Genomic DNA, 16,968 nt, shown 5'->3' with positions numbered 1-16,968 from the left:
GCTGCCAAATCTGCCCAGCCGCCGGCCGGGCGCGCCGGGGCAGTTCTCCTTCGCTGACCGGCAGCGGGTGTCTTCCATCCTGGAACAGAGCGGCTGGGCCGAGATCGACATCCGGCCGCTCGATGTGAACTGCAGCCTGCCCGAGAAGGAGTTGGTCGGCTACTTCACCCAACTCGGCCCCGTCGGTCTGATCCTTCAAGAGGCGGACGAGCGGACGCGCACGCAAGTCATCGAAACTGTCCGCAGCGCCTTTGATCCCTATGTGCACGGAACCGAAGTTCGCTACACCGCTGCCTGCTGGATGGTCAGCGCCCGGGCGCCGTCTACGTCAGCCGCGTAGAAGGAGGCAGTGGACTATCTGATGAAACGCAGGACCTCTTCTTTCCCGTACGCGCGATGCCGGTTGGGTTACCGGAAGCACGATCGATGTCGCGGGTGGGCTGGTCTATTGAGCCGGGCCCGAAGAACGGACCTACATCGACGTCGTGACTCGTTGCAACACCGTCATCGGGCCGAGTTTCCTGATCGTTCCCATCTGCGCGTCGTCCCGGACGAAGAGGGATCCCGCGAACCCCAATGCGTTGATCGAGACTCCCTCGACATGCTCCATGGACCTCGGCACGAGCAGCATCCATCCGATGGTGACCAGCAGGTTATACGGCGCCGACTGCTGCGGTTCGCCATTGGAATCAATCGCGCGCAAACCGACTGCATCGAGTAAGGCGCAGTAGCGGTCGAATGCGCTGCGTGCCATCTCCAGCGGACGCGTTGCGACCAGCGGATCCAATCGGACGAACGCGTGCGGAAAAGGCAGCCCGGGAACCGTACCGGCGAGCCCGTCCATGCGTGCAGCCGCAAGGAGCGGCTCGATCGGTAACGGCGGGCCTGATTCGTCGAGCGGCAAGGGCACGATCTGCAGATGCTTATGGCGTTGACTCGCGCCGGCGGCGGGGCCGCCATTGTAGAAACCGAGGCCATCGAACTGCATCATGCAGCTGAACAGCGCGACAAAATCCGCCAGATTGAGCAATGCCTCCTGCAGTTCAAAGCGACGCGTGACGATCAGGAGATGATGGTCGATGACGTTGAACTTGTTGAGCAGGGCGATGTGGGTCTCGGAGATATCGGCGACAAAAAGGTCGGGGTCGTAAGGAAGGAAAGGGTCAGCCCGGCGACCGTTCGCCGCCTTGGCCTTGCGCAGTTGTTGGTCCTCGTCCTTGCGGGCAAGACTCGATACCTGGCGGATAAGGAAGCGCACGCCACTGTCTTCGATCGTCGTGCGGATTGTCTCGATAGGAAACAGTGCGCCACAATCCAGCGCATGCGCCGTTTGGCGGAGTACCGCGGGCCACAAGGCGCCGCTAATGTCAGGTGAACTCATAAGCCAGCGCCGGTCGCCAGTCGATGAAGCGGAGGCCATGCATTGAGCGTTCCATCATGGCTCCTCTTGCAAAAAGTGATGTTGTGCGTTGCGGCTTCGTTGCAGCGCACAACGTTATTGCGCCGACACCCTGAACACCGGGTTGAATGGTGTGCCTTCAAGATGGTGTTTGAGTTGGCGCATCAGGCATCCCCAGGTCGTGTTGCGCTCCGCTATCGCCTTCGCCGCTGAGTGTGCGTCTGCGTGCAGGAAAAAGACTTTCGTCTTGCGGGCGTCAAGCGCAGCCAGCTCGAAACTGATCGCGGTGCCAACCCAGTCGGGCGGCCCGCCGATGCAGGACCACGCTAGCCGGTGCGGCGGATTCAGCTCGTCGATGCGCATGCGAAAGACGACGCTGCGTTCCATGAAACCAAATTCGGCCATGCCGCCGGGACACACTTCGACGACACTGTCTTCGGTCCACCACGCCCTCAGGCCTTCCTGCGTGGTGAGCGCGGCGAAGACATGTTCCGCCGGCACCTCGATCGTGATCTGATGATAAAGATCGGTCATCGCTACCTCCGATTGCCGCTTGGCTCTCTGGCGTCGCCCCTGCAAACGAGGGCTGCCATTTCCGCGGCGTGGAGCTTTCTTTATACACTCAGCCGAAGTCAACCCGCTTCTGCCCTTCGGCCAGTTTCTGTGAACGTTTCCACCGCGTTCAAAAGCGGCCGTAGCTGAAGCCGATCAATGGCCGGTTCCCTCCATGCTCACGAGAAAGGATTGCGTCAATCCGGCCGCTCAGCGCTCATTCCCCGGTTTGGACTGACTTGATGAGATTGTTGCGCAGCGTCACGATCGCCTTCTGCACTCTCGCGAACTCGTCAGGCGCCAGGCCAGTCGCCTCGACGAGGTCCATCTTCAGGCCTTTTTCGCGCAGCCGTCGGCCGCTTTTCGTGAGGCTGACCAGCACCTGACGCTCGTCTTCGGGATCGCGCTGCCTTTCCAGATAACCCATCGCCTCGAGCTTCTTCAGCATCGGCGTGAGCGTGTTGGATTCGAGAAACAGCTTCTCGCCCAGACCGCTGACGGTCTGGTTGTCCTCCTCCCACAGCGCAATGATCGTGACGTATTGCGTATAGGTGAGCCCAAGCTCATCGAGGATCGGCTTGTATGCCTTGCCGAACGCCAGGTTCGCGGAATAGACCGCAAAGCACAGGAAGTCGGAGAGCATCACGTTCGCGGGCGCCGGTTGGTCCGTGGATCTCATCTGCATCCTCTTTAGCTAAAGACTGATGTTACGCAAGGAAAGTTATATATCGCATGCGATTGTATCGCAATGGAGTGAAACTTGGGCTGCCGCCGCGTTGAGAGCAAGCCCTGATTAATTTCAACCCGATGCTGTGACCGACGCGCATCAGGACCGATGATGCGCGACGGCCCAGCGACGGGAAGATGCGCGATCTAGCGATGTGCGTAGACGTTGTCGCGATTGTCGCGCAGCGTCACGACGGCACGGCTCCCCGCCTGGGAGTGCCCGGCGACTACACCGCCATACGCCGCTTGCGAGCCAGTAGCGTCGTCGCGCTCGGCGGCGAGGGATTGCACGCTCTGACCGCGTTGCGACACCGGTGCCCCAACCGAGGGCTTGTAAAAGGGAGCCGGGCCATAGCCGCTGGCGAACGCGGGCGCGGCGGCGGAAGCCGAAAATGCGACGAGCAATGCAACGATGAGTTTGGTCTTCATGATGGAATTTCTCTAAAAAAATGTTCAGTGAGAGGCGAGTGCCTTGCCGGATCATGCCGTGATGACGTTCAGGGCGATGTCGATGTTTCCGTGCACAGCTTTCGAGTACGGGCAGATTTGATGGGCCGCGTGCACGATCGCCTCGGCGACGTCCTGTGCCAGGCCCGGCACGCGGACGGTGAACTGCGCGCCGAGGAACCAGCCGGGACCGGTCTGGCCCACGTCTACCTGGATATCCACGGAAGAGTCGGGCGGCAGCGTGACCTTCTTCAGCGAGGCCGCGATCCCGAGCGCGCTGATGTAACAGGCCGACCAGGCGCCCGCAAACAACTGCTCGGCCGTCGGGTGCGGCTCGGCGGCAATGAACTCGTGGTTTTCACCGCCGGGCGCCGACAGCTTGATGTCGACGACGCCGTGGTCGCCACGCTGGGCGCTGGGGTCGCGGTTGACCGTGGTGTGGGTCTTGCCCGAAAAAATGACTTTTTCGATCTTGGTCATGATGGATTCCTTGATGAATAAGGGGTGTTGTATGATTTTTACTCGCATGCACTTCAATCGCATGCGATGTATAATGAAGGAAGAGACAAGCGATGTCAATCTCATAAGATTTAATCGCATACGATTTTTAACAGGGACGAACGATGACCCAGCGATGACCGATCACGAATCGACGCGCACAACCCAGCGTTTTGAGACACCCATCGTTCAATGCTCCACGCCGTTGTCAGCCCGGTTATAGCCGTCTTCGAAAAATACAATGGTGATCGACATTGACTTTTCAGAGTCGATCCACCAAACTCGATGTCAATCACTATTGTGTTTGGGTGAATCCTTCAAACTTCATAGGAAATTTTCATGAGCATCGAAGGCAGCCAACCCCTGCTCAAGCCGATTCGGCTGGAGGACCTCGATTTTCCCAATCGCGTCGTCATGGCGCCGCTGACGCGCATGCGCGCGGCGAATCCCGAGCTTGTCCCGACCGGCGTGCACTCACATCTCAGGAGAACTATCATGACCAACACGGCCGAAGCAACCAACAAGGCCCTTGTGGTCGAAGCGTTCGACACGCTCTTCAACCAACGCGACTATGCCGCCGCCGCGCGTTTCTGGTCGCCCGACTATATCCAGCACAGCGCGCATATCGCACCGGGGCGCGACGGTCTGTTCAACCTGATCAAGAGCCTGCCTCCGACATTGCGATACGAACCCGGCGTGATCGTGGCGGACGGCGATTACGTCATCGCTCACGGGCGCTTTTCAGGCAATGGGCGTACCGTCGCATGGATCGCTGCCGACATCCTGCGCATTTCGGACGGCGTACTCGCCGAGCATTGGGACGTGTTGCAGGACGAGGCAACCGAGGCCGATTCGAAAAGCGGCCTGCCCATGTTCGGGAACAGTTTTCCGCGCTAACTCTACCCATCACTTCCATTGGAGCCAATCATGAAACTCACAGGTAACACTGTCTTTATCACCGGAGGCGGCTCGGGCATCGGCCGTGGTCTCGCTGAAGCGTTCCACAAGCTCGGCAATCAGGTGATCATTTCGGGCCGACGCGCGGAGCGTCTGCAAGCGACCATCGATGCGAATCCCGGCATGCGAGCAGTTGCGCTCGACATCACCGATCCGGCGGATATCAAGGCAGTCGCCGCCAAGCTGATTGCCGACCATCCCGGGTTGAACGTGCTGATCAACAACGCCGGCATCATGCTTCCCGATGGCGCTGAAGGCCCGGTCGACGACGAACTGCTGAGCACGACCGTCGAGACGAATCTGCTTGGGCCAATCCGCATGACATCGGCGCTGATCGAGCACCTGAAGACTCGAGACGGCGCCGTCGTGGCAAATGTCACGTCGGTACTTGGCTTTGTACCAATGGCGATCGCGGCTGTGTACAGCGCGACCAAGGCGGCATTGCATTCATACACGCTCTCACAACGCTATCTGCTTCGGGACAGCAAGGTCTCACTCATTGAGATAGCACCGCCATGGGTCCGTACCGAGTTGATGAACAGCAGCGAGGAAGAGCGCGCGATGCCGCTTGAAGCGTTCATCGCGGGCGCGATCGAACAACTGGGCACCGAGGCCAACGAGATACTGGTGGGTCAGGCTGTGGACATGCGCGCCAATCCGGGACCTGGCGAGCACGCGTGGGTCAACCAGTTCAACGACATGCTTGCTGCCGGTTGAGCATGGGATTGCCTGGCGAGAAAGTCAGGCAATCCGGATACCGGGCCGCGTCAGTTGTTCGGCTGCTTGTCTGACATCGAGACCCGCGATCACGAAGCGCACAAAATCCTCCATCAGCGCCTCCCTGTTTTTCGCAACTGCAGGCAAAAGTTCCGCACAGTTTTGCCTGCGGCCAGATAAAGACGAGGAGCCGTAGTATCTCTCTCATCATGCGTCAACAAAATGCGTAACACCGAGAACCCTCATTAACTTCAGCGCGTTCCTCTGCCCCTGGTCCTCGTAATTGGTATTGAGAACCACATGCGTCAGTTCGACGGCCTTTGAAATCTCGATGATCTGACTAGCGATCGAGCCAAGTTCGTCCTCGTTGTACTCGTACTTGAATCTCGACGACGACGCCACTCCGCCTTTGATATTCCAGGTCTCCTGATTACGTCCATGCAGACGGATCAACGCCAGCCGCGGATGCGTTGTTTCCCAGATGGCAGGGATGCTGTTACTCGACCCTTGCGGCTCATCCACCACCACGTTCACCAGCCCGCGCTCACGCTCGAGAGCCAGGGTGGAATCCCGGCGCTTTTCATCGAACCAGGTCTGGTTGCGAAACTCGACCGCCATCGTATAGGCGTCCATTGCACCCATCACGTCTGCGCAGTGCTCGACATGCCGGATGCCATGAGGATTGCAGATCACCCACGGTGCAAACTGGAAATGCACCGCGCCGAGTTTGCCGGCGGCACGAAGCGGCTCGATGGCTTCCAGATACCGGCACCACAATTCCTGCTGCAACTCGCCCGGCAAATCCTTGTAATACAGGCTTGTCTTGCCGTTCTGCGGCAAGTACGGCTGTATGTCTGGCGGAAACATGTCGCGCGCGGTCTGATGCCCGGTGAACAAACGAAACGCCTTGATATTGAATACGAACCCCGGCGGCGCCCGCTCAGCCCACAACACCGAATTCGCAGGATTCGGCATGGCGTAGTAACTGGAATCGACCTCCACCAGCGGGAACACGGACGCGTAATGGCGCAATCGGGCCTCGGCGCTCGAACAGCCTGGCGGATAAAAGCGTTTGCACTTGATGAGCGTGGGATCCGTCCACGAAGCCGTGCCGACCAGGATGGTCACCGCGCATTCTCCCTACCATTCTCGCTACATTCACTCGTCATAAATTTCTCCCCGCATTCCTCCCCGTGTTTAAAAAGGGGCAGTTCAGGCTCGGTCAATTTCAAGGTAAAGTACTGTACATTCATACAGGTAAATTTACCATGTCAGCCCTGCCGAAACACGTCGAAGAGATTCACCCCGCCTTGTGGCGCGGGTCGCAGCTCGCGCGCTCGCAGGGGCAGACTGTCGACACGGGCTACGCCGTGCTGTCGGCCGAACTACCGGGTGGCGGCTGGCCGCTGGGAACGCTGATCGAGCTGTTGGTACAACAGCCGGGCGTGGGCGAAGTCAGACTGTTACGCCCGGCGCTCGCCGCCGTGAGCAAGCGCCCTATCGCTCTTGTGCAACCGCCTCATATTCCAAATTCTCTCGCTTTCGCGTATCTGGGCGTACCGCTCGACAAACTGCTCCAGGTGCGCGCATCGAAACTGGCCGACGCGCTGTGGTCGGCCGAGCAAATTCTCAAGACCGGCAGTTGCGGCGCACTCGTCTTCTGGCAGCAATACGCGCGCACAGAATCGCTGCGGCGTCTGCATATGGCCGCGCAATCCTCCGAAACGCTGTTCCTGATGGTGCGCCCGCTCGCGAGCGCGGCGGATTCGTCGCCGGCCACGTTGAGGCTGTGCGTGCGCCCGGCCGGCGACGGCATCGCTATCGACGTGATCAAGCGCAAAGGCCCTATTCGCGCCGAGAGACTGTCCGTCACCCTGCAACCCTCTCCCGTCCTGATGAGTCCCCATGCCCGTGTACGTCGGCATACACCTACCCCGGTTGTCGCTGGAAGTGTTCCGTCCACGCTGGTCGCGTAGACATGAACACGGCTGCGTTGTCCTCGATCGCGACACGGTCTTTATAGGAGACTTGGGCGCTCGCGAGGCCGGCGTGTGCGTGGGCATGAAACGCGGCGGCGTCCTCACGCTGTCACCCGACACCCTGATGTTCGAGCGCGAGCTGAGTAAAGAAAACGACTTGATGCGCGAGGTGGCTTTTTCGCTGATGAAATTCTCACCCATGGTCGCTCTCTGCGATGAGGAAACCATCGTTATCGATGTCACGGCGAGCTTACGGCTCTTCGGCGGAATCGTGCGGCTGTGCCATCAGATGCGGAACATTGTCGATGCCATCGGCGTGACGGCGCGTTTGAGCACCGCGCCGACTGGCCAGGGAGCGTGGCTGCTGGCTAAAAGCGCCCACAGCGCTCACCGCGGCAAGCGGCGTGTGCTGAAGATGACATCGCTCGAACGCAAGCTCGGAACGCTGCCGTTCCAGGCCGCGCCGGAAGTGCGCGCCTTCACCGACTGGTTCACCGGGCTTGGCTGCAAGACGCTGAACGACATCCGCCGCCTGCCGCGTGCGGGTCTGAAAAAGCGCTGGGGCGTCGAGCTACTCGATTCGCTGGATCGCGCTTATGGACTTGCACCCGAGCTGTATGAATGGCTGGCCGTGCCGCCGGCTTTCAGCGCGCGCATCGAGTTGCCCGATCATATCGAGCATGCGGAAGCCATGTTGTTTTCCGCGCGCCGGCTGATCGTGCAACTGTGCGGCTGGCTGAGCACGCTACAACTGGCGCTCACGCACGCCACGCTTACGCTGGAACATGAGCGCGGCCGCGATGCCATCGACCCCACCGTTATCCCCATCGCACTCGCCGAGCCAACCTGGCACGAAGAACATTTGCTGCGCTTGTTCAAGGAACGGCTCGGCCGCACGGAACTCGTCGCCGCGGTGATCGCGATGCGCCTGAGCGCGGCAAAAATACAGCCCGCCGAACCACCTACCGACACGCTCTTTCCCGAACCAGGCGACTCGCCTGAAGACCATAATCGTTTGCTTGAATTGCTGGTTGCGCGGCTGGGTCCCGAGAACGTGCTGCGCGCGGCGCCCTCGTCGGATTACCGGCCGGAACAGGCGAACCGCTGGATCTCCGTCACCGACACCACCCATCCTCAAAAGCCCGAAGCCGTGCCGTCCGATCTGCCGCGCCCGGCGTGGCTGCTCGAAACACCGCTGCAACTGATGATGAAAAGCCATCGGCCGTTTTATGGGTCGTCGCTGAAACTGGTGTCGCCGGCTGAGCGCATCGAAGCGGGATGGTTCGACGGCGGGTTGACAAGCCGCGATTATTTCGTCGCGCAAGCCAGCGATCAAAGCTGCTACTGGATCTATCGCGAGCGGCCCGGCAGCGCCGAGGCCGAAGATCCGCGCTGGTTTCTCCACGGTCTGTTTGGATGATGCACCGTGGATACCATCTTCTCCATGCTGCCCGCGTATGCGGAGCTCTTCGCGTTTTCCAACTTCACGTTTCTTCATGGTGCATCGCGTGGAGAAGAGCTAGTCACACGGGCAGCGCAACTCAATTATGCCGGTCTGGCGATCACCGATGAATGCTCGCTAGCGGGTGTCGTACGCGCGCATGTGGAGGCGAAGAAGCTGAATTTTCCGCTGGTCATTGGCTCGTATTTCAAGCTAGTCAATGCGGATCTTTCGTCGGCCTTCGGACTCATCTTGCTGGCGACGAACCGCGAGGGTTATGGCAATCTCTCCGAGCTCATCACTATTGCCCGCATGCGTTCAAAAAAAGGCGCGTATTTGCTCACGCCGAACGATCTGGCTAGACCTGATAAAGAGTTCGCTCATCTGCGTGGCATGCCGAATTGTCTCGCGATCCTGGTGCCCGATTTCCCCGCGAAGCAGGCCGCGCTCGATGCCCAGATCGAATGGCTCGACACCACGTTTCCGCAACGGGCGTGGGTTGGCTTGACGCTGCACCAGCGCGCACTCGACGACATCCACCGGGGGATCGTCGAGCACGTCGCTGCGTTTCATAAGGTGCCTGTGGTCGCGACCGGCCACGTGGTGATGCACGTGCGTTCGCGCAAGCCGCTGCAGGACACCATGACGGCGATTCGTATCGGCAAGCCGGTTTCGGAATGTGGTTACGATCTCGCGCCGAACGCCGAACAGCATCTGCGTTCCCGGCTGCGGCTTGCGAATCTCTACCCGGAATACACGCTCGGCGAAACGCTCAACGTGCTCAAGCATTGCACGTTTTCACTCGATGATTTGCGCTACGACTATCCGGACGAAATCGTGCCGGCCGGATATACCCACGCGGCTTATTTGCGGCAGGAAACTTATGTGGGCGCGCATCGACGTTTCCCGCTCGGCATTCCGCACAAGGTGCAGGCGCAGATAGAACATGAACTCGAGTTGATCGAGCATATGAAATACGAGGCGTATTTTCTCACTGTCTATGACCTCGTTCGTTTCGCCCGCAGCCAAAACATCCTTTGCCAAGGGCGTGGTTCCGCGGCGAACTCAGCCGTCTGTTATTGCCTCGGCGTTACCGAAGTGGACCCGGCGCGCGGCAACATGCTGTTCGAGCGGTTCATCAGTAAAGAGCGCGGCGAGCCGCCGGATATCGATGTCGACTTCGAGCATCAGCGGCGCGAGGAAGTTATCCAATACATCTATCGTAAATACGGGCGTGATCACACGGCGATTGCGGCGGCGGTGTCGACGTATCGGCCACGTGGCGCGTTGCGTGAAACGGGCAAGGCGCTGGGGGTCGATGCGCAGATTGTGGATCGTGTCGCGAAGTCGCATCAGTGGTTCGATAACGGTCATGACCTGCTGCAGCGCTTCGCCGAATCCGGGCTTGATCCGGAGAATCCGTTGATTCAGTCGTGGGCTTCGCTGGCTGCGCAATTGCTGAATTTTCCGCGCCATCTGTCGCAGCATTCGGGGGGTTTTGTGATCAGCCGGGAGAAACTCACGCGGCTGGTTCCCATCGAAAATGCTGCGATGCCGGATCGCAGCGTGATTCAGTGGGACAAGGACGATCTGGAAGCGCTGGGGCTTCTAAAAGTCGATGTGCTCGCGCTCGGCATGTTGTCGGCGATTCGACGCACGCTCGATATGGTTTCGGAGAAGCGCGGCAAGCGCTTCACGATGCAGGACATCCCGTCCAAAGATGAAGCGACCTACGAGATGATCTCGCAGGCGGACACTATCGGCGTGTTTCAGATCGAGTCGCGGGCGCAGATGTCGATGTTGCCGCGACTTCGGCCGCGTACGTTCTACGATCTGGTGATCGAGGTCGCGATCGTGCGGCCCGGTCCGATTCAGGGCGGTGCAGTGCATCCGTATTTGCGGCGGCGTCAGGGTTTGGAGCCGGTTAAATATCCTAGCGAGGGTTTGAAGATCGCATTAGAAAGAACCTTGGGCGTGCCGATCTTTCAGGAACAGGTCATGCAGATCGCGATGATCGCGGCGGGCTTCACTGCAGGCGAAGCCGATGCGTTGCGAAGAGCAATGGCCGCGTGGAAACGCAAAGGCGGCCTGGAGAAATACTATGACCGGATTGTGAACGGCATGACCGAGCGTGGTTATGAAAAGGCCTTTGCGGAAGCTATTTTCGAGCAGATCAAAGGCTTCGGTGAATACGGTTTTCCCGAAAGTCATGCGGCCAGTTTTGCGCTGCTCGTGTATGTCAGCAGTTGGTTGAAGCGACATGAACCAGCGGCGTTTCTTGCGGCTATGCTGAACTCGCAACCGATGGGTTTCTACTCCCCTTCGCAACTCGTACAGGATGCGAAGCGCCATGGCGTAGTCGTGCTTCCCGCCGATGTAACGGTGAGCGGCTGGGATTCGGTGCTTGAATATCCAGATGAGCGTCGGGGCGATGAGAGCAGGCCTGCTGTGCGGCTGGGGTTATCGTTGCTTCGCGGGATGCGGGACGGTGCGGCGGAGCGTATTGGAACTGCTCGTTGTGTGCGTCAGTTCGAGAGTGTGGGCGATCTCGCGCAACGGGCGCAACTTGATCGGCATGATCTGCAGGCGCTGGCTGCGGCTAACGCGTTGACTTCACTTGCGGGTAATCGGAGGGAAGCGCTCTGGCAGTCCGTGGCCGCAGTGCCCGACAAGGACATGCTCAACGATGCACGCGTGGAAGATGCTACGCCGCTGCTTGGGGCGCCGTCGGAGGCTGACGATATTGTCAGCGACTATAAGGCTACGGGTTTATCGCTCGGACGTCATCCGCTCGAATTGCTGCGGCCGGCGTTGCTTGAGCATCGGTTGATGTCGGCTGCTACGTTGCGGAGTTACAGGGACGGCCGGCTCGCACGCGGTTGTGGACTCGTGACCGTGCGCCAGCGGCCTGGTACTGCGAAGGGCGTGATGTTCGTTACGCTGGAGGATGAGACCGGCAACGTTAACGTGATCGTATGGCCAAGCCTGCTGGAGAAGCAGCGACGAGAGGCGCTAGGTTCGACGTTGCTGGCGGTGTATGGCACATGGCAATGCGAGGGCGAGGTTCGACATCTCGTCGCGCAGAGGTTGGTGGATATGTCGTATTTGCTGGGTGGGTTGACGAGTGTGAGCCGGGACTTTCATTGAACTTTTTTGATCATCAGCACTCCGTCTAATTTGTTTTTGCGCAAGGTGGTAACGTTCTCATACAACATCTCGCGTGAAAGGCACTATATTAGAGGCTGGTTTTAGCCACTGAAGGAGTTCGAGTATGAAAGTCCGCATGTATCGCAGCACCGTTGCAGGCATCGCGATTGCGATGTTGTTACCCATTTCAGCCGCTCATGCGCAGCTTGGTAATTTGCTCAAGGGCGGTGGGAGCTCCGACGGGTCGTCGTCAGGCGGGCTCAGTAGCCTGGGTAGCATGGGCAGCGCGTTGACCGGGCAATCGATGACATCGGGTAGTACCAGCAATGTCGCAGGCGTGCTGCAGTTCTGTATCAAGAACAACTATCTCAGTGGCAATGGGGCGTCGTCGGTTAAGGACTCGTTGATGAGCAAGCTGGGTGGAACATCGGCTGCGTCGTCGGATAGTGGGTATACCGATGGGGCAAATGGGCTTTTGAAAAGTGGGAATGGGCAGCAGCTTGATTTGAGTGGGGGCGGGTTGAAGCAACAAGTCACCAAGCAGGTTTGCGACAAGATTCTTTCGCAGGGGAAGTCGTTGATGGGTGGGGGTTAGTGGGCTGATGGTTTGATGTTTTGACGGGCAACTTGAGGGGGTATGGCAAGTTGCCCAGCTAGGTTTCTTCAACAACCCCGATAAGCTCATGGTTCTGTTGCGGATCGAAGCAGGCTTGTCGGGGGCAATCGCGACGTATCGCCCTCTTTGCTTCCGATGAGCGACCCACTACCTAAGTTCGAGACCGATCGCCTGCCGATCCGCCTACGCTCCATGGCGGACTACGAAGCATGCCTGGCGATGGATCGTGACCCGAATCTGCACCGCTGCGAATGTCGGGTGACGAGAAACTCGAATGAGTCTTGCCGACCCGTAAGCGACAATTTGCGTAACATTCTGGATGTCCGCTTTTCGAAGTCTTCTTGCCGAGCGATACGCTGCGCGGCGTCCGCTCGGCAGTACCTGCGTTCAGTTGCTATGTGAAGGCGTAAATACTCCACGGAAGCGCATCTTCCCAGAAGCAAGACGGTCATAGGCTTCGGTGGCACGATCTAGCGAAAATGTCTCGACTATTGGCTTAACCTTTCCTTTCACGGCGAGATCAAGCACCTCGCTGAGGTGGCGTAAGCCAGCATGCGTGGAGCCGATCACCCGTTGGCGCATCATGTGAAACGGTCTCCCCTCCGATGAGATCGAGAACGGCCTGCTGAAGTCCAGTCCACAAAGGACTACGCGAGCGTCGACCCTCAGACCCGCCATAGCCTCCTCCGCGATGCCGAAGTCGTTGGAGGTGACCAGCAGGATATCTGCGCCTCCAAGATCGCGAAGTTCGGTGCCGTTGCTAACGACTTGATCAGCGCCTAGTTGGATGGCCAGGTCGCGCTTGTCCGCGGAGTGCGTGATCGCAATCGTCTCGAAACCGCATGCCTTGGACAGCTGCAGGGCGACGTGCCCCAATCCGCCGATACCCAGAACAGCGATTTTTTCGTGCGGTTGTGGCGCCGCATCCCGAAGGCCACTCCAGGTGGTATAGCCAGCGCACATCATAGGCGCGGCATCCGTGTATGCCAGTCCGTCAGGCAACAGCACTGTCCCCTCAGCCGCAACGGCGATGTACTCCGCGTGTCCGCCCTGCGAAGCGAACCCGGTGGTGCGAGGCTCGTCACAGTTCGTCGCAGTCTGACCGGAGAGGGGGCGGTTCTCGCGACAGTAGGCACAGCGGCCACACGCGGACTGCACCCAGGTCGTGCCGACCCGGTCGCCCACTATGCTCGTATGCACGCCGGCACCCACTTCGACAATCTCGCCGACTACTTCGTGACCGGGCGTCTGGGGATAGATATTGCCACCAAAGCCCCGTGTTGCCCATACGTCGGTGTAACACATTCCAGACGCATGAACTTTCACCAGCACCTGCCCTGGCTCAGCTTTTGGAATCGGGAGTTCCCAGACCTCCCAAGGTCGATTGGCACCGGTCATTACGACTGCTTTCATCTTCATTGTCTGCTCCTTGGTCGACAGAGGGACCGGTTAAGGTCAAATCCTCTGGCGTTGGCAAATATCACTCCGGCCGCGTTAGGTCGTCGTTGTGAGAAACCTGCTCAGTCTAGGAAAAAATCATTATCATTACTATCTCGCCAATCTTTATGCCAAGATGAAAAGTGCTCATCAATTAAAAAGCGGCGACCTCTTTTCGCTAAATGTGTTCCTGACCGTGGCGACGCACCGCAGTTTTCGCGCGGCATCGATTGAGCTCGACGTTACCCCCTCGGCAGTCAGCCATTCGATCAAGATCCTCGAACAACGTCTTGGTGTTCGCCTCTTCAACCGCACTACCCGCAGCGTGTCACTGACAGACGCAGGAGAGCGACTCGCCGATAAACTTCGTCCCGCGATCTCGTCGGTAGCGGAGGCGATGCAAGTGGTCGACGGACTGCACGATACGCCCTGTGGCAATGTACGAATCAACGCTAGCGAAGGCGCTATTCGCATGGTCCTGAAACCAGTGCTTGCACGCTTCCTGCGTGACCATCCGCAGGTCTAACTCGACGTTGTGACGGATGGAAAGCTCAGCGATATAGTCGCCGGCGGGTTCGACGCGGGGATTCGGCTAGCCGAGGCGGTGCCACAGGATATGGTTGCGATTCGGGTGTCTGACGTGGTGCAGTTTGCGGCTGTTGCTTCGCCTGCCTATTTCTCCTCGCGCGGCCGCCCTGAGGTGCCCCAGGACCTTTATCGGCACGACTGCATACGCTTTCGCTTTGACAGCGGCGCAGTCTACCGTTGGGAGTTCGAGCGTCGCGGCATCGTCGAGACCGTCAACGTCAGCGGCCCGCTCACCCTGACTGATCAACCACTCATGGTTGATGCCGCGATTGACGGCATCGGAATTGCGTTCGTGCCGGATCATCTTGTCCGCGACGCATTGCGCGATGGCCACCTTGAGCGCGTATTGGCCGATTGGTGCCCAGCCCTGCCCGGCCTGTGTCTTTATTACCCTGGCCACCGTCACGTATCGAGCGGTCTACGCGCGTTGATTGATACATTGCGCGTTTAACCCGCGGGCGCTCACGACAATAGGCACTTGTACGGATTTTCCTTCGGAAGCGGTCAATCAAGGCACCGTCGCGAGTGACCGGTTGTGGCCGATAGCGCCAGTTCAACTAAGGCCCCTGAAGTCGACATTCGCGAAGACTGGGACGAGCTCGCCAACGACCGATCCTGCCGAACTTCGATCGGTTGAATCGCTAGATTGCAAGATACAGGAACCGGCTTCCTACATCGCTTTTCAGAGGGACACCGTTGCTCCTCTGTGTCATGCATAAAACGGAGACTTAGCTCGTGAAGATTCACCGAACGCGGCCCTTGCAGCTGATCACGCGGTCCGGCATGGTCATGCTCTGGCGATTCGTGTCTCCATCCATTCCAACGCACGAAGAAAGTCGTCGAACTGTCGCTCCGACAAATCGGACAAACGCACATTCGGCTTTTTATGCGCCGCACCTTCTACCAGCGGTTTCGGTAGCGCGCTATTAACGCGAGACACGGCCTCGTTCAGCAAAGCTTCGTCACTGAAGGGAAGCTTCGTGGCATGCGTGCCCCTGCATGCCTTAAAAAAAACGGCACGCACCTTGAGTGCGCGCCGTTAATCCGAAAGCATCACACCCGGCGGCAAGCCGGGCATCCCACATCAGAATATGTTGCGAAGACCGATCGCGACACCAGTCTGGTTATTACGCCCCGGAAAGTCTGCTTGCGCCGCGCCGGTGCCACGGATGAAATCGACCGTGCCATACACTTCTGTCCGCTTGGACAGCGAGTATTCGGCAAGCAACACGCCCGAGTAGCGGACGCCGCGGCCAAGCGTAGTCCCGTCGGCGTTCAGCGCATTGCGCGAGTGGTCGTAGTAGCCCGCCGCGGTCAGCAGCAGCGGCGTCGTGGCCTGCCAGGTGGTACCAACGTAGAAGCCGTCGTCGATGCGGTTAGTCTTCGTCACGGGCGCCGCGAAGTTGGCAGCCGGCGAGTTTGCAGCCGACATGAAAATGTCGACCATGCCGGTATTGTCCTGCGAATGCAGCCAGCCCGCAAAAGCCTTGACCGTGTTGAATGCATAGACAGCGCTTATGTTGACAACATTGAACTTGTTGTTGTGCACGTCGCTGTTCTGTTGGAAGCCCGCATCGAGAGACAAGCTGTTGTACGTGTAGGACGCCGTCAAACCGTACATGTTGCTCGCGCCGACGCTGCCAGCCACGTTACCAAAGCCGTACATGGCTTCCACGTTCAGGCCGCCGAACTGGCCGTTGTACTTGACGGAGTTGTTCTGGCGCAGACCGTAGCCGAGTGCGCCGGGCAACCAGCCGTCCTGATCGTAGTTGCCCACGGTCAACGGGTCGTAGACGTTACCTAGCTGGTCGAATAGCGGCGTGTTCTGGCGACCCAAGGTGACGGTGCCATACCGGTTGCTAGACAGCCCAACATAAGCCATCCGGTTGAAGAGCGTACCCGAGCTCGCAAGCTGGCCGTTCCAGACGTTGAAGCCGTTCTCAAGCCGGAACACCGCAGACAGGCCGCCGCCCAGATCCTCAGCTCCCTTCAAGCCCCAACGGCTGCCAGTGATCGGGCCGACGCCCATCGATACCTGGCTGTCGTTGTTCGCATTGGCGTTAGTGAGATAGCGGACACTCGTGTCGACGATGCCGTACAGCGTGACCGAACTTTGCGCGAAAGCGGACTGGGCCGCGATGGCGATCAGTGCGCCGCCGATGGCGCTGGTGGTTTTCTTCACCAAAGTTCTCCCATGTTTAGTTATTAGGCAAACCGCAGGTCTATTTGACGGCTGCGGTTCATACGAGGGCTTTTGGCCCGCGGGTAATAATATTTCCGTCAAATTAAATCGGGATCTGTTTTTGATTGTGTGTCTCCCGCTCACAACATTGGATTGACTTTTGATTCAAGGGATAGCGCATAAAACTTGAGTCGATTGATGTTTGCTGCAATGCAATTAGATGCCGTTTCGTTATTTGAATAATCGTTAACCATAGGAATTTTCGGCATGGCGGACCGGACG

At 58.9% G+C, this 16,968-nt stretch carries 16 protein-coding genes and 1 pseudogene; 9 read left to right on the top strand and 8 right to left on the bottom strand.

Going from position 1 to position 16,968, the window contains the following annotated elements; genetic code table 11:
* Window positions 1-340: pseudogene (locus EOS_RS23290) on the top strand (SAM-dependent methyltransferase); the annotation flags it as partial.
* 132 nt (window positions 341-472) lie between these two features.
* Here the strand turns inward: EOS_RS23290 and EOS_RS23285 are convergent.
* The 5 genes from EOS_RS23285 to EOS_RS23265 form a co-directional block, all read right to left on the bottom strand.
* Window positions 473-1,381, bottom strand: a complete 909-nt coding sequence (locus EOS_RS23285; RefSeq protein WP_047849068.1) for an ATP adenylyltransferase family protein — start codon at window positions 1,379-1,381, stop codon at window positions 473-475.
* Between the two features lie 114 nt (window positions 1,382-1,495).
* Complete coding sequence (locus EOS_RS43645; protein ID WP_053064019.1) at window positions 1,496-1,933, bottom strand: SRPBCC family protein; 438 nt, start codon at window positions 1,931-1,933, stop codon at window positions 1,496-1,498.
* 235 nt (window positions 1,934-2,168) lie between these two features.
* Complete coding sequence (locus EOS_RS23275) at window positions 2,169-2,630, bottom strand: MarR family winged helix-turn-helix transcriptional regulator (protein ID WP_047849067.1); 462 nt, start codon at window positions 2,628-2,630, stop codon at window positions 2,169-2,171.
* A 194-nt stretch (window positions 2,631-2,824) separates the two neighbouring features.
* Complete coding sequence (locus tag EOS_RS23270; protein ID WP_047849066.1) at window positions 2,825-3,106, bottom strand: hypothetical protein; 282 nt, start codon at window positions 3,104-3,106, stop codon at window positions 2,825-2,827.
* A 51-nt stretch (window positions 3,107-3,157) separates the two neighbouring features.
* Window positions 3,158-3,604, bottom strand: coding sequence for an Ohr family peroxiredoxin (locus EOS_RS23265; RefSeq protein WP_047849065.1), 447 nt, complete (start codon window positions 3,602-3,604; stop codon window positions 3,158-3,160).
* 357 nt (window positions 3,605-3,961) lie between these two features.
* Here EOS_RS23265 and EOS_RS23260 point away from each other — a divergent pair, with 357 nt between their 5' ends.
* Together EOS_RS23260 and EOS_RS23255 are read left to right on the top strand one after the other, a co-directional pair.
* Window positions 3,962-4,519: a nuclear transport factor 2 family protein gene (locus EOS_RS23260; protein ID WP_152693165.1), complete on the top strand. Its 558-nt coding sequence runs from the start codon at window positions 3,962-3,964 to the stop codon at window positions 4,517-4,519.
* Between the two features lie 30 nt (window positions 4,520-4,549).
* Window positions 4,550-5,296 carry an SDR family oxidoreductase gene (locus EOS_RS23255; protein ID WP_047849064.1) on the top strand — a complete coding sequence of 249 codons (747 nt, stop codon included), beginning with the start codon at window positions 4,550-4,552 and terminating at the stop codon, window positions 5,294-5,296.
* A gap of 207 nt (window positions 5,297-5,503) precedes the next feature.
* Here the strand turns inward: EOS_RS23255 and EOS_RS23250 are convergent, their stop codons facing one another.
* The gene (locus tag EOS_RS23250; RefSeq protein ID WP_047849063.1) at window positions 5,504-6,424 is read right to left on the bottom strand and encodes a DUF72 domain-containing protein; all 921 of its coding nucleotides are present in this window, start codon (window positions 6,422-6,424) and stop codon (window positions 5,504-5,506) included.
* 140 nt (window positions 6,425-6,564) lie between these two features.
* On the opposite strand from EOS_RS23250, the gene imuA reads away from it, so the two are divergent.
* The 4 genes from imuA to EOS_RS23230 all read left to right on the top strand — a co-directional run bounded on the left by imuA (window position 6,565) and on the right by EOS_RS23230 (window position 12,458).
* Window positions 6,565-7,272 (top strand): translesion DNA synthesis-associated protein ImuA, encoded by a 708-nt coding sequence (imuA, locus tag EOS_RS23245; RefSeq protein ID WP_047849062.1) that lies wholly within the window; start codon window positions 6,565-6,567, stop codon window positions 7,270-7,272.
* A complete protein-coding gene (locus EOS_RS23240) occupies window positions 7,202-8,695 on the top strand; it encodes a Y-family DNA polymerase (protein WP_075645390.1) in 1,494 nt (497 codons plus the stop codon). Before imuA ends, EOS_RS23240 begins: the two co-directional genes overlap by 71 nt.
* A 6-nt stretch (window positions 8,696-8,701) precedes the next feature.
* Entirely contained in the window at window positions 8,702-11,863 is a 3,162-nt protein-coding gene (locus EOS_RS23235; RefSeq protein WP_047849061.1) for an error-prone DNA polymerase, read from the top strand.
* A gap of 124 nt (window positions 11,864-11,987) precedes the next feature.
* Complete coding sequence (locus EOS_RS23230; RefSeq protein WP_047849060.1) at window positions 11,988-12,458, top strand: DUF2501 domain-containing protein; 471 nt, start codon at window positions 11,988-11,990, stop codon at window positions 12,456-12,458.
* A gap of 408 nt (window positions 12,459-12,866) precedes the next feature.
* On the opposite strand, the gene EOS_RS23225 is transcribed toward EOS_RS23230, so the two are convergent.
* Window positions 12,867-13,898 carry an alcohol dehydrogenase catalytic domain-containing protein gene (locus EOS_RS23225; protein ID WP_082163492.1) on the bottom strand — a complete coding sequence of 344 codons (1,032 nt, stop codon included), beginning with the start codon at window positions 13,896-13,898 and terminating at the stop codon, window positions 12,867-12,869.
* A gap of 88 nt (window positions 13,899-13,986) precedes the next feature.
* Between EOS_RS23225 and EOS_RS48255 the strand changes: the two genes are divergently transcribed.
* Both EOS_RS48255 and EOS_RS48250 read left to right on the top strand, forming a co-directional pair.
* Entirely contained in the window at window positions 13,987-14,442 is a 456-nt protein-coding gene (locus EOS_RS48255) for a LysR family transcriptional regulator (RefSeq protein WP_235442935.1), read from the top strand.
* 9 nt (window positions 14,443-14,451) lie between these two features.
* The gene (locus tag EOS_RS48250; RefSeq protein ID WP_268760351.1) at window positions 14,452-14,955 is read left to right on the top strand and encodes a LysR substrate-binding domain-containing protein; all 504 of its coding nucleotides are present in this window, start codon (window positions 14,452-14,454) and stop codon (window positions 14,953-14,955) included.
* A gap of 633 nt (window positions 14,956-15,588) precedes the next feature.
* On the opposite strand, the gene EOS_RS23215 is transcribed toward EOS_RS48250, so the two are convergent.
* Entirely contained in the window at window positions 15,589-16,689 is a 1,101-nt protein-coding gene (locus EOS_RS23215) for a porin (protein WP_200908689.1), read from the bottom strand.
* Window positions 16,690-16,968: the final 279 nt, after the last annotated feature.

The sequence above is a fragment of the Caballeronia mineralivorans PML1(12) genome (genome assembly GCF_001028175.1).
Lineage (GTDB): Bacteria > Pseudomonadota > Gammaproteobacteria > Burkholderiales > Burkholderiaceae > Caballeronia > Caballeronia mineralivorans.
The sequence above is the reverse complement of the archived record's forward strand: the minus strand, read 5'-3'. Positions and strand labels throughout refer to the sequence as shown.

Excerpts from the sequence above, each read along its gene's own strand:
- EOS_RS23285 (WP_047849068.1), bottom strand. The coding sequence starts at position 1,381 with ATGAGTTCACCTGACATTAGCGGCGCCTTGTGGCCCGCGGTACTCCGC.
- EOS_RS43645 (WP_053064019.1), bottom strand. The coding sequence starts at position 1,933 with ATGACCGATCTTTATCATCAGATCACGATCGAGGTGCCGGCGGAACAT.
- EOS_RS23275 (WP_047849067.1), bottom strand. The coding sequence starts at position 2,630 with ATGAGATCCACGGACCAACCGGCGCCCGCGAACGTGATGCTCTCCGAC.
- EOS_RS23270 (WP_047849066.1), bottom strand. The coding sequence starts at position 3,106 with ATGAAGACCAAACTCATCGTTGCATTGCTCGTCGCATTTTCGGCTTCC.
- EOS_RS23265 (WP_047849065.1), bottom strand. The coding sequence starts at position 3,604 with ATGACCAAGATCGAAAAAGTCATTTTTTCGGGCAAGACCCACACCACG.
- EOS_RS23260 (WP_152693165.1), top strand. The coding sequence starts at position 3,962 with ATGAGCATCGAAGGCAGCCAACCCCTGCTCAAGCCGATTCGGCTGGAG.
- EOS_RS23255 (WP_047849064.1), top strand. The coding sequence starts at position 4,550 with ATGAAACTCACAGGTAACACTGTCTTTATCACCGGAGGCGGCTCGGGC.
- imuA (WP_047849062.1), top strand. The coding sequence starts at position 6,565 with ATGTCAGCCCTGCCGAAACACGTCGAAGAGATTCACCCCGCCTTGTGG.
- EOS_RS23240 (WP_075645390.1), top strand. The coding sequence starts at position 7,202 with ATGCCCGTGTACGTCGGCATACACCTACCCCGGTTGTCGCTGGAAGTG.
- EOS_RS23230 (WP_047849060.1), top strand. The coding sequence starts at position 11,988 with ATGAAAGTCCGCATGTATCGCAGCACCGTTGCAGGCATCGCGATTGCG.
- EOS_RS23225 (WP_082163492.1), bottom strand. The coding sequence starts at position 13,898 with ATGAAGATGAAAGCAGTCGTAATGACCGGTGCCAATCGACCTTGGGAG.